At 71.7% G+C, this 16035-nt stretch carries 14 protein-coding genes; 4 read left to right on the forward strand and 10 right to left on the reverse strand.

Annotated elements, in window-relative coordinates; translation table 11 throughout:
- Nucleotides 1-354: 354 nt before the first annotated feature.
- From GCL84_RS18265 to mtrA, 4 genes are all read right to left on the reverse strand, one after another.
- A complete protein-coding gene (locus GCL84_RS18265) occupies nucleotides 355-987 on the reverse strand; it encodes a ComF family protein (protein ID WP_156756695.1) in 633 nt (210 codons plus the stop codon).
- Between the two features lie 68 nt (nucleotides 988-1055).
- Nucleotides 1056-2792, reverse strand: coding sequence for an LpqB family beta-propeller domain-containing protein (locus tag GCL84_RS18270; RefSeq protein WP_156756696.1), 1737 nt, complete (start codon nucleotides 2790-2792; stop codon nucleotides 1056-1058).
- Nucleotides 2789-4480, reverse strand: coding sequence for an MtrAB system histidine kinase MtrB (mtrB, locus tag GCL84_RS18275; RefSeq protein ID WP_197523335.1), 1692 nt, complete (start codon nucleotides 4478-4480; stop codon nucleotides 2789-2791). Before mtrB ends, GCL84_RS18270 begins: the two co-directional genes overlap by 4 nt.
- Entirely contained in the window at nucleotides 4477-5154 is a 678-nt protein-coding gene (gene mtrA, locus GCL84_RS18280; protein ID WP_156756697.1) for an MtrAB system response regulator MtrA, read from the reverse strand. The genes mtrB and mtrA overlap by 4 nt, the downstream gene beginning before the upstream one ends.
- A gap of 94 nt (nucleotides 5155-5248) precedes the next feature.
- On the opposite strand from mtrA, the gene GCL84_RS18285 reads away from it, so the two are divergent.
- A complete protein-coding gene (locus tag GCL84_RS18285) occupies nucleotides 5249-5731 on the forward strand; it encodes a VOC family protein (protein WP_156756698.1) in 483 nt (160 codons plus the stop codon).
- 91 nt (nucleotides 5732-5822) lie between these two features.
- On the opposite strand, the gene GCL84_RS18290 is transcribed toward GCL84_RS18285, so the two are convergent.
- Nucleotides 5823-6464, reverse strand: a complete 642-nt coding sequence (locus tag GCL84_RS18290) for a dTMP kinase (protein ID WP_235926397.1) — start codon at nucleotides 6462-6464, stop codon at nucleotides 5823-5825.
- A gap of 256 nt (nucleotides 6465-6720) precedes the next feature.
- Entirely contained in the window at nucleotides 6721-8211 is a 1491-nt protein-coding gene (ahcY, locus tag GCL84_RS18295) for an adenosylhomocysteinase (protein ID WP_156756699.1), read from the reverse strand.
- A 210-nt stretch (nucleotides 8212-8421) separates the two neighbouring features.
- On the opposite strand from ahcY, the gene GCL84_RS18300 reads away from it, so the two are divergent.
- The 3 genes from GCL84_RS18300 (at nucleotide 8422) to GCL84_RS30830 (ending at nucleotide 11291) form a co-directional block, all read left to right on the forward strand.
- On the forward strand, nucleotides 8422-10779 hold the full coding sequence (locus GCL84_RS18300) for a hypothetical protein (protein ID WP_407924408.1): 2358 nt from the start codon (nucleotides 8422-8424) through the stop codon (nucleotides 10777-10779).
- Nucleotides 10780-10852: 73 nt separating this feature from the next.
- A complete protein-coding gene (locus tag GCL84_RS18305) occupies nucleotides 10853-11080 on the forward strand; it encodes a hypothetical protein (RefSeq protein WP_156756700.1) in 228 nt (75 codons plus the stop codon).
- 94 nt (nucleotides 11081-11174) lie between these two features.
- Nucleotides 11175-11291 (forward strand): transposase, encoded by a 117-nt coding sequence (locus GCL84_RS30830; RefSeq protein ID WP_197523336.1) that lies wholly within the window; start codon nucleotides 11175-11177, stop codon nucleotides 11289-11291.
- A gap of 360 nt (nucleotides 11292-11651) precedes the next feature.
- Here GCL84_RS30830 and GCL84_RS18310 read toward each other — a convergent pair whose 3' ends face one another.
- From GCL84_RS18310 to GCL84_RS18325, 4 genes are all read right to left on the reverse strand, one after another.
- A complete protein-coding gene (locus GCL84_RS18310) occupies nucleotides 11652-12044 on the reverse strand; it encodes a protein-tyrosine phosphatase family protein (RefSeq protein ID WP_156756701.1) in 393 nt (130 codons plus the stop codon).
- On the reverse strand, nucleotides 12041-13309 hold the full coding sequence (locus tag GCL84_RS18315) for a glutamate mutase L (RefSeq protein WP_156756702.1): 1269 nt from the start codon (nucleotides 13307-13309) through the stop codon (nucleotides 12041-12043). The genes GCL84_RS18310 and GCL84_RS18315 overlap by 4 nt, the downstream gene beginning before the upstream one ends.
- Nucleotides 13310-13390: 81 nt before the next feature.
- On the reverse strand, nucleotides 13391-14917 hold the full coding sequence (locus GCL84_RS18320) for an amino acid permease (protein ID WP_156756703.1): 1527 nt from the start codon (nucleotides 14915-14917) through the stop codon (nucleotides 13391-13393).
- Nucleotides 14918-15054: 137 nt separating this feature from the next.
- The gene (locus tag GCL84_RS18325; RefSeq protein ID WP_156756704.1) at nucleotides 15055-15990 is read right to left on the reverse strand and encodes a cation diffusion facilitator family transporter; all 936 of its coding nucleotides are present in this window, start codon (nucleotides 15988-15990) and stop codon (nucleotides 15055-15057) included.
- Nucleotides 15991-16035: the final 45 nt, after the last annotated feature.

A 16035-nucleotide genomic window follows, 5' to 3' on the forward strand; every position in this document is an offset into this window, starting at 1 on the left:
CCTCCTCCCGCCATCCGGGAACGGTGATAGCGCAGCACGCTAGCCCCGGATTCACCTGCGCGACAGCCCCCGACACGGAGGACGTCCGTCCGTGACCGCGAATAACTGCCAGCGACCGAAATCCCGGTGAGATCCGGGCGAACCCAGACCAAACGTTCGATTGGGCGAACTTGTTGTCACCCGATCGACGCATCGCGCACCACGCCGGGTTGGTGTACAACCACGCCCGGCGTACGGGGCCGTCCCCGCGGTGCTCACCGTTGAGCCGCATACCCGGCCAACGCACGGGAACGAGCGTGGGTTCCCTCCTGTGGTTCACCCGTTCAGCCGCGCGCCTTCTCGCGATGCGGACGGTCATGCTGCCACGCAGACAACAACGGCGGCCACTTTTGTCCCGTGCCCGCGCAGAGCCCGCGCGCACGCCACCGCGCTGGCCCCGGTCGTGAGGACGTCGTCGACGAGCACGACCGGCGTGTCGGGCAGCGCCTCCGGCCGCACCCGCAGGTGTCGGGCGAGGTTGCGCCCGCGCTCCCGCGCGCCCAACCCCACGGAGTCCCGCGCGCCCCGCCCCAGCACCAGCGGCTCGGCGACGGGCAGCCCCACGCGCCCGCCGACCTCGCGCGCGATGGCGGTCATGTGCGGCCCGCCCCGGCGCCTGCTCGCCGCGGGCCGCGACGGCACCGGCACGAGCGTCAGCGGCCGCGCGGGCGGCACGCCGGACACGAGCGCGGCGGCGATGACCGGGTAGAGGTCGCGCCGGTTGCGCTCCTTGGCCGCGATGACGAGGCGGCGAGCCGGACCCGCGTACGCCGCGGCGGCCGTCGTGGGCGGCAGGTGCGGCCGGTGCACGGGGAAGGGCGCGGCGAGGGCGCCCGCGCAGGTCTGGCACCACGGGGTGTCCTGCCTGCCGCAGCCCGCGCAGCGGGTGGGGAGCAGGGCGTCGAGGAGCGCGCGCAGCAGGGCGCGGGCCGGGTTGCGCTTCGTCATGGCGGTCAGGGTGGACCAGATCGCCGGATCGTGCGCAAAACTATCCACAGGCTACGGAAAAGCGCAGGTCAGCCTGGGTAGAACGGGATCGAACCGGCGGGCTGGCTGTGCTGGTGGGACAGCCAGACCTTGCCCGCCTCCAGCGTCGACCACAGCCCGAGCTTGTCCATCACCAGCGTCGCCCGGCTGGGGCCAGCGGTGATCGCCGAGACCGGCAGGGTCAGGTTGGCGGAGTTGTAGATCGTGTACGAGTAGCCGTCGATGGGCAGCGCGGCCACCGGCTTGCTGATGTCGTTGGTCGCCACGATGAGGGTCTGCCGGTCGAGCCAGTCGACGCTGACCACGTCGCTGAAGACCCCGCCCTGGATGGTCAGCGGGCTCTGCACGGCCACGCCGCCGTCGCGGTTGCGGATGATCGGGGCGATGCGCACCTGGCCGTCGATCACGGCGACCAGCCGCACGCCGTCGCGGGACAGCCGCAGGTCGGTGATCTCGCCGCCGCCACGGGTCAGCTCGGTGGCCTCGACCGGGTAGTTGTCCCAACCGCCCTCGGGGCCGCGGGCGACCCGGTTGACGATGGTGCCGTCCTGAACCGTCCACACCTCGTTGGGCGGGGTGTTCTCGCTGGCGCTGTGCAGCCAGGTCGGGCGGGTCAGCGACCGGGTGGGGGTCATGCTGATCTCGGACAGGTCGCCGTCGACCGGGCCGACCCGCAGCCGAGGGCCCGTCGAGGTGCGCTGCACGACGGCCAGCGTGCTGCCGTCGAGGGACAGGCCCGCCGAGGCGATGTCGTAGGCCCCGGAGCCCGCCGGGCCGGAGATCGGCTTGCCGTCGCGCAGGGAGATGACGCGCCCGTTGGTGACCGCCTGCCCGACCAGGTCGGGCCTGGAGGTCGTGAGCTTCTCGAACGGGTCGAGGTCGATCTGGCGCCAGTCCTCCTGCTGCGGGAGCAGTTGCCGGTCCTCGCTCTGGATGCGCAGCGGGCTGGTCGTCACGTCGCTGAGCGTGTAGACCAACTGGGCGATGATCTTCTGCCGCTCCTCGGAGGACTTGTCCACCGAGGCGAAGTTGATCTTGATGGCGCCGTCGGGCTCCTGCAGCACGTTGGTGCGCAGCACCAACCCGTCGAGCTGGTTGGCGACGGCCCCCTTCAGCGAGTCGGACGGCCCGGTCAGCAGCAGCTCGACGACCTTGGCCTCCAAGCCGTCGCGCGGGACCGCCGGGACGAAGCGCGGGTCGGGCACCAGCACGCTCTCGTCCGGGTCGAAGAACTGCAGGTTGACCCGGCTGTAGGCGGTGGCGAAGGCGCTCTCGGTGATCAGGACGGTGTCCGGCGCCTCGGTGATCCGCCACTGCCCGCTCGGCTGGCGGGTGACGGTGAAGCGGTAGGCGGCGTTCTGCACCGAGGCGTAGTAGTTCTGCAGCGGTCCCAGCCGCCCGATCGTCGCGCCCTCGAGCAGGATCACGACCACGTCGGCGTCCCCGGTCGGGACGCTCTCGGGCCGGGTGCTGGGGCTGTTGGCGATGATCGTCGGCTCGGCGACCCCGTCCCACTCCCGCGCCGCGTCCCCCGCCAGGTAGGTCTGGGCGGCCTCCGACGAGCCGGTCTTGGTGACGAACTCGCCGACCAGCGCGTACGCGTTCAGGTTGGGGGTCGGGTCGTCGACCTTGGGCGTCTTCTGCTCGTCGGACTCCTGCACCACCCTGGGCATGGTCGATTCCGGGATGTTGGCGCACCCCCCCGCCAGCACCAGGGCGGACAGCAGCGCCAGCAGCACCGAGCCGGATCTGGACCACCTGCTCACGAGCGCACCTCCTCAGCACCAGCGTCCACGGAACCGGCCTCGATCGCCACGTCCGCGTCGGCGGTGTAGTCCTCCGGCGGCAGCGGCAGCGGGCTCTCCCCGTACTCGTCGCGCGCCATCCGGGGCAGCGTCAGCCGGAAGCAGGCGCCGTGGCCCCGCTCGCCCCAGGCGTCGAGGCCGCCGCCGTGCAGCCGCGCGTCCTCCAGGCTGATGGCCAGGCCGAGACCGGTGCCGCCGGTCTGCCGGTTGCGCGAGGGGTCGGCCCGCCAGAACCGGTTGAACACCAGCTCGGCCTCCCCGGGGCGCAGGCCGACGCCGTGGTCGCGCACGGTCACCGCGATCGCGTCGGCGGACATGGCCATGCGCAGCTCGACCGGCCTGCCCTCGCCGTGGTCGATGGCGTTGGCCAGCAGGTTGCGCAGGATCCGCTCGACCCGGCGCGACTCGACCTCGGCGGTGACCTCCTCCTCCGGCAGGTCCAGCACGATCTCGGTGCCGACGTTGCGGGCGATGACGCGCACCGACTCCACCGCGCGCCGGGCGATGGCGCGCACGTCGGCGTACTCGGCGACCAGATCCTCCACCCCGGCGTCGAGCCGGGAGATCTCCAGCAGGTCGCCCAGCAGCGACTCGAACCGGTCCAGCTCGTCGACCAGCAGCTCGGTGGAGCGCGACAGGCCCGCGGGGAACTGGGCGCGGGAGGCGTGCAGCACGTCGGCGGCCATCCGCACGGTGGTCAGCGGGGTGCGCAGCTCGTGCGAGACGTCCGAGGTGAACCGGCGCTGGAGCTGGCCGAACTCCTCGAGCTGGCGGATCTGGTGCTCGATGCTCTCGGCCATCTCGTTGTAGGACTGCGCGAGCCTGGCCACGTCGTCCTCGCCCACCACGACCATCCGCTCGTCGAGCTCACCGTTGGCGAAGCGCTCGGCGGCGCGCGCGGCGCGCCGGACCGGCAGCACCACCTGTCTGGTGACGAGGTTGGTGATGCCCGCGAGCAACAGCAGCAGCACGAGGCCGCCGACGACAAGAGTGGACTGCTCGGTGCTGATGGTGCTCTGCTCCGCGGTGAGCGGGTAGAGCATGTAGAGCTGCAAGGGCAGGGTGGTGCTCAGAGCGGAGACGGGGGCCCCGACGATCAGGTAGGTGATCCGGCTGTTCTGCCGCTCGACGGTGTAGATCTGGGTGGCGGTCCGGCGCGGGTCGCTGAGGACGAACTCGCGCAGCGAGACCGGCACCGCGTCGTAGTCGCCCGCGAAGCTGACCTGGTCGCGGGCCATGCCCTTGTCGTCGTTGACCAGGACCGGCTCGAACGCGCCCGCGGAGCTGTCCGGCGAGAGGCTGGTCAGGCGGTTGCGGGCGCTGGTCAGCCGGTTGCGGACGACCTCGGAGTCCAGGCTGATCCCGACCAGCTCGCGCTCGGCGATCTCGACCGCGGCCCTGGTCTGCTGGACCGCCGCCTCCTCCTTGGCGGCGATGAGGCGGCCGGTGATCTGGTTCTGCAGGACGATGCCCAGCACGAACACGACAGCGGAGCCCAGCGCGAGGGTGCTGACCACGACGCGCAGTTGCAGTGACCGGCGCCACAGTTCACTGAGGACGGTCGACCGCCGCCGACCCGCGGCGACGGCACGGCGGGCGGCGGCGACGAGCCGGGTGCCGTTGGCGCGCACCCGACCCGCCCGGGTCACGGCGGGCCGGCCTTGTACCCGACGCCGCGCACGGTCAGGACGACCTCGGGGTGCTCCGGGTCGCGCTCGACCTTGGAGCGCAGCCGCTGGACGTGCACGTTGACCAGGCGGGTGTCGGCGGCGTGCCGGTAGCCCCAGACCTGCTCGAGCAGCACCTCGCGGGTGAAGACCTGGCGCGGCTTGCGGGCCAGGGCGACCAGCAGGTCGAACTCCAGCGGGGTCAGCGCGATGGCGCGGCCGTCGCGGGTGACCTCGTGGCCGGGCACGTCGATGGTGAGGTCGCCGATGCCCAGGGTCTCGGCGGGCTCGTTCTCGGTGCGGCGCAGCCGGGCGCGCACGCGGGCGACGAGCTCCTTGGGCTTGAACGGCTTGACCACGTAGTCGTCGGCGCCGGACTCCAGGCCCAGGACGATGTCGACGGTGTCGCTCTTGGCCGTGAGCATGACGATCGGCACGCCGGACTCGCCGCGGATGGCCTTGCAGACGTCGATCCCGTTCATCCCGGGCAGCATCAGGTCGAGCAGCACCAAGTCGGGTTTGAGCTCGCGCAGCGCGGGCAGGGCGCGAGAGCCGTCAGCCACCACGGCCGTGTCGAACCCCTCGCCGCGCAGCACGATGGTGAGCATCTCGGCGAGAGCCGGGTCGTCGTCCACTACCAGCACACGTGCCTTCATGGTCACATCGTCGCACTGCGGCGCCCGGAGGCGCGAGCAGCCCTCGCGCAGGTATGGTTGAAAATTGAATGACCGATACCGAGGGAGTGCCGTGATGGGAATCCGCAGGCTCAACCACGCCGTGCTGTACGTGCGCGACATCGACCGCTCGACGGCGTTCTACCGCGACCTGCTCGGCTTCACGGTGATCACCGAGTTCCCAGGTCGGGCGGTGTTTCTGCGCGCCGCGGAGTCAGACAACGACCATGACCTGGGGTTGTTCCAGGTGGGGGCGGCGGCGGTGGGGCCGGTGCCGGGGCAGGTGGGGCTCTACCACCTGGCGTGGTCGGTGGGGACGCTGGTCGAGCTGGCCGACTTCGCCGCCCGGCTCGGTGCGGCGGGGGCGCTGGTCGGCACGTCCGACCACGGGGTGTCGAAGTCGCTGTACGCGAAAGATCCGGACGGGGTGGAGTTCGAGGTGTCGTGGTTCGTGCCCCGGGAGCGGGTGACGGCGGAGATGGAGGCGGTGGGGGTGTTGCCGTTGGACCTGGAGGGGGAGATCGGGCGGTGGGGCGGGGACGTGGTGGGGGCTGCTTAGGGGGTCTGGCCTGCGAAAAGAGTGGATTCTTCGCTTGGGCGGCTCGTTGGGGTGGGTGCGCTGCCACGGGGGCAGGGGCAAGAGCGGGGGGCTAGGCCAAGAGGCTTGCGGCTAGGGCGTCTATGTCGGTGGGGGCGTCGCCGGGGAGGGTGGTCCAAGGGGAGAGCCAGGAGGTTCGGGCAAGTTGGGTGTAGGCGGTCGACACCCGGGCTTGCAGGGGGGTGTCGGACTCCCAGTTGTCGCGGGGGCGGCCCGGCTCGGTGGTGGCTCGGCCCTTGGCTCGCTCGGCGGCCAGTTCCGTGGGGACGCTCAGCAGGAGGTGGCGGTGGGGTACCGGCAGGTCGTAGCGGTCGATCTCCATGGCCAGGACCCAGTCGGTGAACTCGCCGGGGGCCGACTGGTGGAGGCGGGCGGAGCCGTAGGCGGCGTTGGAGGCTATGTAGCGGTCCAGCAGGAGGACGTCGTGGGTGGTCAGGGCCGCTAGGAGGTCGTCTCGGGCGCCGTGGCGGTCCAGGGCGTAGAGGGCGCCCATGCCGTACACGTCGTCGGCCAAGGGGCCTGCTTTGCCGTAGAGGGCGTCTCGGATGAGCTGGGCCTCGGCCGACACCTCGTAGCGGGGGAAGGCGAGGGTGGCCACCGTCGCGCCCCTGGCCTCGAAGGCGGCGGTGAGCTTGTCGGCGGTGGTGCGCTTGCCCGCGCCGTCCACGCCCTCGATCACGATGAGTCGACCCACGGGCCAAGACCCTACCGAGGGACCGGGGGCAGTGCGGCTGTCAGAGGGGTCTCCCCTCCCCTCCGACAGCCGCGCCACCCCCTAACCCACCCCGGGGCGGCTCACCGGCCTGACGCGCCCCCTGCGCGCGCCAGAACTTTTCTAGATCGTTCCGGTGCCCCCAGGCGTTACACCCCGCTGGTGGGCACACCCTGACAGACGTCTGCCCCGGCACGCGGGTTGCGTGCCGGGGCAGAGGAGTCGTGATCAGTGCTCGTCAGTAGCGGTAGTGCTCCGACTTGTACGGGCCCTCGACGTCGACGTCGATGTACTCGGCCTGCTCCTTGGAGAGCTGGGTGAGCACGCCGCCGAGCGCCTCGAGGTGGATGCGGGCCACCTTCTCGTCGAGCTTCTTCGGGAGGCGGTAGACCTCCTTGTCGTACTCCTCGTGCTTGGTGAACAGCTCGACCTGGGCGATCACCTGGTTGGAGAAGGAGTTCGACATGACGAACGAGGGGTGGCCGGTGGCGTTGCCCAGGTTCATCAGGCGGCCCTCGGACAGCACGATGATCGAGTGCCCGTCCGGGAACACCCACTCGTCGACCTGCGGCTTGATGTTGATCCGCTGGATGCCGGGGTAGCGGGCCAGGCCCGCCATGTCCAGCTCGTTGTCGAAGTGGCCGACGTTGCCCAGGATCGCCTGGTGCTTCATCTGCGCCATGTGCTCGGCCATCACCACGTCCTTGTTGCCCGTGGTGGTGATCACGATGTCGGCGATGCCGACGACGTCCTCGAGGCGCTTGACCTCGTATCCGTCCATCGCCGCCTGCAGGGCGCAGATCGGGTCGATCTCGGTGACGATCACCCGGGCGCCCTGCGCGCGCAGCGACTCCGCCGAGCCCTTGCCCACGTCGCCGTAGCCGCAGACGAGCGCGACCTTGCCGCCGATGAGGACGTCGGTGCCGCGGTTGATGCCGTCGACGAGCGAGTGGCGGATGCCGTAGCGGTTGTCGAACTTCGACTTGGTGACCGAGTCGTTGACGTTGATCGCCGGGAAGAGCAGCTCACCGGCGGCGGCGAGCTGGTAGAGCCGCAGCACGCCGGTGGTGGTCTCCTCGGTGACGCCGCGGATGCCGTCGGCGATCTTGGTCCACTTGTCCGAGGACTGCGCGAGCGAGGCGCGCAGCGTCTCGAGGATGATGACCCACTCCTCGGGGTCGTTGTCCTCGGCGTTGGGCACCACCCCGGCCTGCTCGTACTGCTTGCCCTTGTGGACCAGCAGGGTGGCGTCGCCACCGTCGTCGAGGATCATGTTGGGACCCTGGCCGTCCGGCCAGGTCATCATCTTCTCGGTGGCCCACCAGTACTCGGGGAGGGTCTCGCCCTTCCACGCGTACACCGGGACGCCCTTGGGCTCCTCCGGCGTGCCGTGCTTGCCGACCACGACCGCCGCCGCGGCGTGGTCCTGGGTGGAGAAGATGTTGCACGAGCACCAGCGCACCTCGGCGCCGAGGGAGACCAGGGTCTCGATCAGGACGGCGGTCTGCACCGTCATGTGGAGTGAACCGGAGATCCGCGCGCCCTTGAGCGGGTAGACCTCCGCGTACTCGCGACGCAGGGCCATCAGGCCCGGCATCTCGTGCTCGGCCAGCCGGATCTCCTTGCGGCCGAACTCGGCCAGGGACAGGTCGGCGACCGCGAAATCAATACCGTTGCGGGTCTGCGCAAACCTCGCCCCGGATTCGGTCCGCGTGTCTTCTGCGGTCATCGGGTGAATCCTCCAGACTTCGACTCGGACAAGACACTACCGTTGCCGCGTCGGCGGGCGATCAGCCGAAACGGTTGAGCCCACCCCTACTCCGCTTCGGACCACGGACGCACAGCGTGCCCGACCCGGTCGGCACGCCCGCACCCTGGGAGGACCGTGCTGCTGCCCGGAACCGAGACGCGGGTCGTCGAGCTGCGGGTGCACGGGGTCATGGGCACCGACGCGGCCTCCCTGGTCACCGCTGTCGCCGCGGTGGACGTCGCGGGCGACGGTGTCGGGCGGCTGGTCCGCCCGGCCGACCGCCTGCAGCGCCCGGCCCCCGGCCCGGTGCTGCGCGCCGAGGGCCGGTCGGTGCCGCGCGTGGTCGAGGGCTACCTGTGGGGGGCGATGACCTCCGGCGGCTGGGCCAAGGCGGCGTGGGCGCTGCTGTTCCCGTTCTCGCTGGCCAACATGGCGCACTGGATGCTGCCGCCGGTGCCCGCCGGGCACCGGGTGGGGACGCCGCTGCTGGCCACCGCCAGGGCGTTGGTGCGGGTGGCCGCCCTGCTGCTGACGGCGCTGCTGGTGACGCAACTGGCGGTGGTGACCCTCGACCTCGTCGCCGTGCAGTGCCTCGCGCCGGGGGTGGACTGCCTGTCGTGGGTGCCGGAGCGGGCGCGCGCGGCCTACCCGTTCCGGCAGGCGGTGGGACTGCTGCCGGTGCTGGCCGCGGTGTTCGTCCTGCACCGGATCTCCCGCGTGCGCTGGGCGCCGGACCAGCGGGTGCGCCAGGTGGTCCGCGAGGACCTGCCGGGGCGCAGGCTCGTGGCCGACCCGGACACCCCGTCGCTGCGCCTGCTGCACCTGGTGGTCGGGCTGGCCTCGGTGTCGGTGCTGGTGCTCGGCGGGCCGGTCGAGGTGCCGGAGGACCTGCTGGCGCGGGTGCTGTGGTTCGCGGCGCTGGGGCTGGCGGGGCTGTGCCTGCTGGCCGCGCTGCTGCTCGACGACCCGCGCGGGGCGGGCGGCTCGTCGCTGGACGACGCGGTGCGCAGGGCGTTCTCCCCGCTGGTCCGCAGGGTCCTGCTCGGCCTGGCGGTGGTGCTGCTGGCGACCGCGGGGCTGACCACCCCGCTGGCCGTGGAGGTGGCGGGGACCGGGCCGACGGTCGAGGTGGTCGTGGCGCTGCTGTGCGGCGTCGTCGTGCTCTTCGGCGTGGTGCTGCTGCCGTTGGCGCTCATCGGCCGCCGGGCGTACTGGGCCGCGCGGCCGCGCGAGCAGCGCCCGTGGGCGGGCGGCTGGATGGCCGCCCCGGTGCTGTCGTTCGGTGTGCTGCTCGGCGGCGGCTTCGGCGCGGGTCTGGCGATCGCGGTCGGTCAACTGATCGGCACCGGCACCCGGCTGCCCGCGGGCTACGAGCCGGTGGCGCTGCTGTGGGGCGCGGCGGCGGCGCTGGGCGTCGTAGTCGGCGCGGTGCTCGGCGTGGTCGCCGGGGTCCGGCTGCTGCGCGGGTCCGGCTACGCCGAGGCGGGCCTGCTGCACCCCGACCGCCCCGCCGACGCGGTGCGGGCGTGGCGGATCGCCGGGTGGCAGCGGCGCAACCTGCACCGGGTGGTGCTGGTCGTGTCATCGGTGCTGACCGCGGGCGCGGCGGGCGCGACCTCGCTGCGGCTGACCGGCTTCACCTCGCCGTGGTGGGCCGACGCGCTCTCCGCGTTCGGGGTGCTGGCGCTGGGCGCGCTGGCCGGGATGCTGCTGCGCGCGGTGTACAACGCCGCCCGCCAGCCCGCCGCGGGCCGCAAGCTGGGGGTCATCGCCGACCTGGCGTCGTTCTGGCCGCGCGACGCGCACCCGGCGGTGCCGCCCTGCTACGCGCTCAAGGTGGTGCCGGAGCTGACCGCGCGGGTCGTCGAGCACCTCAAGGACCCCGGCACCCGGGTCGTGCTGACCGGCCACAGCCAGGGCAGCCTCCTCGTCGCGGTGACCGCGTCGCGGCTGCTGGCCGTGCTGCCGCAGCGAGACGTCGAGCGCATCGGCGTCGTGACCGCCGGGTCCCAGCTCCAGTGGGCCTACCCGAGGGCGTTCCCGTCGATCGTGTCGCACCCGAGCCTGCTGAACCTGTTCGGCGCGCTCAACGGCCGCTGGCGCTCGGTGTGCCGGGGCACCGACCCCATCGGCGGCGCGGTGACGACCTGGGCCCGGCAGGTCTACGACGGGGGCCTGCTGGGGACCGGCTACCGCCCCGATGGCACCGAGGGACCGCTGACCGCCGCCGCGCGCAGCCCGCACGGCGCACTGGTGCTGGGCGGCGACCACTTCGTGCCCGACCCGATGGCCACCCCGCTCCCCGGACGGCGGTGGACCCCGGGCACCCTCGCCCACGGCGACTACCCGGCGGACCCGGAGTGGGACCGCGCGGTGGCGATGGCGGCGGGCCTGAACCCGGACGCCTCCGAGCGCGGGGACCTGGCGTGGCCGCCGCGTCCGGCTGGCTCGCCGAAGGAGGAGGCCTTGCAGGATAAGGACGTCAAGGATGAGCGGGCACAGCCGAAGGCTGACATCGCTGGGGACGAGGGCACGGTTGCCACGTAGGTTTTGGGGGTTGTCTGGAAGTTGTCCACAGGCAAGATCGACTTGGGGGTCTCCTTCGGGCTAAGCCGGTAGAATGGATCTCGGGACGCCCCCAGAGGCCGCCCGCCAGTTGGGGCTGGTCGAGCAGACGTTGCGGAACAGGGTCGAGGCGCACCGGAAAAGCACCCCCGAGGACGCCGCCCCGTTGGGTTTGGACGAGCGGGCCCGCTTGCGGGAACTGGAGCGGGAGAATCAGGAGCTGAGGACGAAGAACGAGTTCCTGGGAAAGGCCGCGGCTTTCTTCGCCCTCGACTATCGGTGACCGAGATCTACGAGTTCATCGACGGCGAGAAGGGCGCGTATCCGGTGACGTCGATGTGCGAGTGAGTTCGGCGACCGCAGAACGGCGAGAATCGTTGAACGACGAGATCGGGGTGGTGTTCGCCGAGTCCCGCCGCACCTACGGCTACCGCCGGGTCCACGCCGCCCTGGCAAGGGCGTCCACACGGGCCCCGAGTTGGTGCGGGCGCTGATGCGCGAGCTGGGCCTGGTCCCGGTCGGGCCCCGACCGAGGCAGGTCACGACCGTGCGGGCGCCGGACGTCCACGCCGTGCCGGATCTGATCGGCCGCGATTTCACAGCCGATCGCCCGGGGCACAAACTCGTCGGTGACATCACCTACATCCCGACAGGGCAGGGGTGATTGTACCTGGCGACCGTCATCGACTGCGCCACCCGAAAAGTCATCGGTTGGACCACCGCCGATCACATGAGCCGAAAACCACTACCACCACACCAAAACAGCAGCCTGAAACCCAACTAACCACCGTCCGAGAACTCCATGGCAGACCAGAGGTGTCGCGGGGTGTGGTGTCGCGGAGGGGCGATCGCGCTCAGCGGACTTTCTTGAGCCACCAGCGCTGCCAGGGCGTTTCGATCGCTCGGGGGTGGTAGGTCGCGCGGGTCCAGCGGAACGCCTCGGTCGGGGTCAGGCCGTCGAGTACGGCCAGGGCGGCGATGGCGGTGCCCGTGCGGCCGATGCCGCCTCGGCAGGCGATCTCGACCAGTTCGCCTGACTTGGCGCGGGTGTTGAGGTCTTTCAGCGCGGTCAGGGTGTCCGGGGTGGAGCGCGGGGTGCGGAAGTCGGGCCAGATCAGGTTTGTGTGTGGCCACGGGTAGGTGGGGTGTGGGACGAGGTAGACGCCGAAGGTGGGGGGTGGGGTGGGGGTGGTGGCGATGGGGCGGCCGCGGATCGTGCCGCCTGCGGGGAGTTCGATGGTCTTCATGTCAGCTCGCTCGTGATCAGGTGGGTGGCTGCCCCGGGGTGGCCTGCCGCGGTCAGCAGTCCGGCCGGGGCCAGGACGTGGTGGCGGTCGACTGCGAGGCGGGCCGTGCGCAGCAGGGGGCGCAGGGCCGGGTCGTCGCGCAGGGCGTGCTCGACGTCGTCGAGCGACTTGGCGTGGCGGAACGCGCCGCCGGAGAGGACCACGAGGCCGAGGCCGAGCGGTCCGAAGGATGAGCCCACCGCCTCGAGGTGGCGGCGGATGGCGAGGCGGGCGGCGAGGGTGGCCAGGCGCAGGTCGGTGGCGGCCTCGGCGGGGGTGCCCGGGACGTCCGCGACGGCGGTGGCGCGGTGGTCGGCGGCGGCGGACAGGGCCGGGTCGGGTTCGACCAGCCGCGCGGTGGTGGCCTCGGCGACGACGCCGGGGGCGGACCAGCGCACGCCCAGGTCGCCCTCGACGGTGCGGCGGTCGGCCGGGAGGGCGACGGCGCCGGTGGGCGCGTCGGCGGTGGGGGCGGCGGAGTACACGTCCGTCGTCGCGCCGCCGACGTCGACGACGAGGACCGCGCCGGTGTCGGCGGTGGCGGAGGCCAGCAGCGACACCCCGGTCAGCACCGCGTCCGGGGTGACCGCGCGGACCAGGTCGCGGAAGCGGCGCCCGCGCGAGAGGCCCTTGCCGCCGATGACGTGGCGCAGGAACACCTCGCGGATGGCGGCGCGCGCCGGGCCGGGCTCGAGTTCCCCGATGTCGGGCAGGACGTTGTCGGTCGCGACGACCGTGCGGCCCGCCAGCAGCCCGTGCGCCTCGGCGCGCGCGTCGGCGTTGCCCGCCAGCACGATCGGGAACCGCACCCTGGCCGCGCCCAGCCTGCGCGCGTTGTGCAGCAGGGTCCTGCGGTCGCCGCCGTCGGTCCCGCCGACCAGGAGCACGACGTCGGGCTCGCTCGCGCGCAGCTCCCGCACGCCCGCCCCGTCGAGGTCCCCGGCGGCGACGTGCACGACCTTCGCCCCCGCCGACAGCGCCACCCGCCGCCCGGCCTCCGCGCTGACCAGCCGCTCCTGCCCGACAACGGCCAACCGCAGCCCACCGCCCGCCGACGAGCACACCAGCGACGGCCGGGCCCCCAGCTCCCCCGCCACCGCGTCGATGCCGCGCAGCACCTCCGGCGGGGTCGTCGCGTGCTGGGCGGTGCGCAGCAGGGCGCCCCCGTCCGAGACGAGGGCGCCCTTGGTCCAGGTGGACCCGACGTCCAGGCAGAGCAGCGGCACGGACCGGATGCTAGTGGCCCGGCCCAGAACGTTCACCCCGTCTCGACCCGCCCATACACGGCGAACGTTCGAGCCGAGCCACTAGCTCTTGTCCACCGGGTCGCCTGCCTTGTCCTCCAGCACGGAGCGCCGCCTGCTGTAGACGAAGTAGATCAGCACGCCCAGGGCCATCCAGATCACGAACCGGACCCAGGTGAGCACGGTCAGGTTCAGCATCAGCCACAGGCAGGCGGCGATCGCCAGGCCCGCCACCCACTTCACCGCGGGCACGCGGAAGGCGCGCGGCAGGTCCGGCCGGGTCCTGCGCAGCACGACCACACCGGCCGAGACCAGGATGAAGGCGAACAGCGTGCCGACGTTGACCATCTCCTCCAGCTTGTCCGCGGAGAAGAAGGTCGCGGCCACGGCGATCAGGCCGCCGACGACCAGGGTCGCGCGGGCCGGGATGCCGTTGGCGTTGGTCTTGGCCAGCTTGCGGGGCAGCAGCCCGTCGCGGGACATCGCGAAGATGATGCGGATCTGGCCCAGCATCAGCACCATCACCACGGTCGTCAGACCCGCCAGCGCGCCGATCGAGATGACCTGCGCCGCCCAGTCGATGCCGTTGGCGGAGAACGCCGTCGCCAGCGTCTTCTTGCTCTCGGTGCCGTCGGGGTTGGTGGTGGACAGCTCGGTGTAGTTGACCATGCCGACCACGACCAGCGAGACCGCGACGTAGAGCACGGTGACGATCGACAGCGAGGCGAAGATGCCGCGCGGCACCGACTTCTGCGGGTTCTTGGTCTCCTCGGCGGTGGTCGCGACGATGTCGAACCCGATGAACGCGAAGAACACCAGCGACGCGCCCGCCAGCAGCCCCAGGACGCCGAACGAGCTGCCCTCGCTGCCGGTCAGGAACGACAGCAGCGACTGGTCGACGCCGGTCGCCACGGCCGGGCCCGAGCCCGGCTCCGGGATGAACGGGGTGTAGTTGGCCGCCTTGACGTAGAACAGGCCGAGCACGATCACGAACAGCACGATGGCGACCTTGATCGCGGTGATCACCATGCTCACCCGCGAGGACAGCTTGGTGCCCACCGCCAGCAGCGCCACCAGCGTGGTCACCAGCACCAGCGCGCCCCAGTCGGCCTCGACGAACCCGAGGTCGACCACCGTCGCGGTGGTGCTGGCGGGGTCGAACCCGAACAGGTACCCCAGCACCGTGTTCAGGTAGGTCGACCAGCCCTTGGCCACCGCGGCGGAGCCGACCGCGAGCTCCAGGATCAGGTCCCAGCCGATGATCCAGGCGACGAACTCGCCGAAGGTGGCGAAGGAGAACGTGTACGCGCTGCCCGCGACCGGGACGGTGGAGGCGAACTCGGCGTAGCACAGCGCCGCCAGCGCGCAGGCCACCGCGGCGATGACGAACGCGATCGACACCGAGGGCCCGGAGTAGTCGCCCGCCGTGCGCGCGGTCAGGGTGAAGATGCCCGCCCCGATGACCACGGCGACACCGAAGACCGTCAGGTCCCATGTGGACAGGTTGCGGCGGAGCCTGGTGTCGGGCTCGTCGGTCTCGGCGATGGACTGCTCGATGGACTTCGTGCGGAACAGGCCGCTTCGCGGCACGGTCCACCTCCCCTCGGCGTCGGCTGCGCAGAACCACGCGAGGCTACCCCCGTGGTGGGTAGTTCGCCGGAAGTGCGGCAGCCGGTGGGAGTTGTCCGGGCGCGGGGGCCAGCGCCGGGCCCCCGCGCCCTGCTCCGTCAGACCTCGGCGGGCGGGGTGGCGAGCTTGTCGCGGTAGAGGTCGGGCTCCAGGTAGATCAGCCGGGCGGCGGGCACGGCGGTGCGCACCCGGACCTCGGCGTCGTTGATGGCCTGGGCCACGTCCTCCATCGACAAGTTCGGCCGCAGCGCGATCTTGGCGGCGATCAGCAGCTCGTCCGGGCCGATGTACTGGGTGCGGATGTGGATGATGCGCTCGACCTTGCCGGTCGCCAGCTCGTCCTCGATCGTGGACAGCTCGACGTCGGTGGCGCCCTCGCCGATCAGCAGCGACTTCATCTCGATGATCAGGATGACCGCGATGACACCGAGCAGCACGCCGATGGACACGGTGCCCAGGGCGTCGAACACCGGGTCATCGGTGATCACGGTCAGGCCGACGCCCAGCAGCGCGAGCACCAGGCCGAACAGCGCGCCCGCGTCCTCGAGCAGCACGACCGGCAGCTCCGGGGTGCGCGACTGGCGGATGAAGCCCCACCAGGTGGCGTCGCCCTTGACCTTCCTCGACTCCACGATCGCGGTGTGGAACGAGTAGCACTCCAGGCCGATGGCGACCACCAGGATGACCACCGCCACGATCGGCGAGGTCAGCGCCTCCGGCTCGGACAGCTTGTGGATGCCCTCGTAGAGGGCGAACACCGAGCCCAGGCTGAACAGCATCAGGGCGACGATGAACGAGTAGAAGTACCGGTCGCGGCCGTAGCCGAACGGGTGCTCCTTGTTCGCCTTGCGCAGCGAGGTCTTCTGACCGAGCAGCAGCAGGCCCTGGTTGGAGGTGTCGGCCACCGAGTGCACGGACTCGGCCAGCATCGACGACGAACCCGTGATGAGGAATCCGACGAACTTGGCAATGGCGATCCCGCCGTTGGCGAAGAGCGCGGCGAGGATCGCCTTGGTGCTTCCCCCTGCTGACACGGTGGCTCCCTGGTCCGATGGTCGAGACGCGGTGTCCGACGGGGT

It is taken from the genome of Actinokineospora pegani, assembly GCF_009745975.1.
Classification (GTDB): Bacteria; Actinomycetota; Actinomycetes; order Mycobacteriales; family Pseudonocardiaceae; genus Actinokineospora; species Actinokineospora pegani.

Bases quoted from the DNA above. Each gene is read 5' to 3' on its own strand.
- GCL84_RS18265 (WP_156756695.1), bottom strand. From the start codon at position 987: ATGACGAAGCGCAACCCGGCCCGCGCCCTGCTGCGCGCGCTCCTCGAC.
- mtrA (WP_156756697.1), bottom strand. From the start codon at position 5,154: ATGAAGGCACGTGTGCTGGTAGTGGACGACGACCCGGCTCTCGCCGAG.
- GCL84_RS18285 (WP_156756698.1), top strand. From the start codon at position 5,249: ATGGGAATCCGCAGGCTCAACCACGCCGTGCTGTACGTGCGCGACATC.
- ahcY (WP_156756699.1), bottom strand. From the start codon at position 8,211: ATGACCGCAGAAGACACGCGGACCGAATCCGGGGCGAGGTTTGCGCAG.
- GCL84_RS18300 (WP_407924408.1), top strand. From the start codon at position 8,422: ATGGGCACCGACGCGGCCTCCCTGGTCACCGCTGTCGCCGCGGTGGAC.
- GCL84_RS18305 (WP_156756700.1), top strand. From the start codon at position 10,853: ATGGATCTCGGGACGCCCCCAGAGGCCGCCCGCCAGTTGGGGCTGGTC.
- GCL84_RS18310 (WP_156756701.1), bottom strand. From the start codon at position 12,044: ATGAAGACCATCGAACTCCCCGCAGGCGGCACGATCCGCGGCCGCCCC.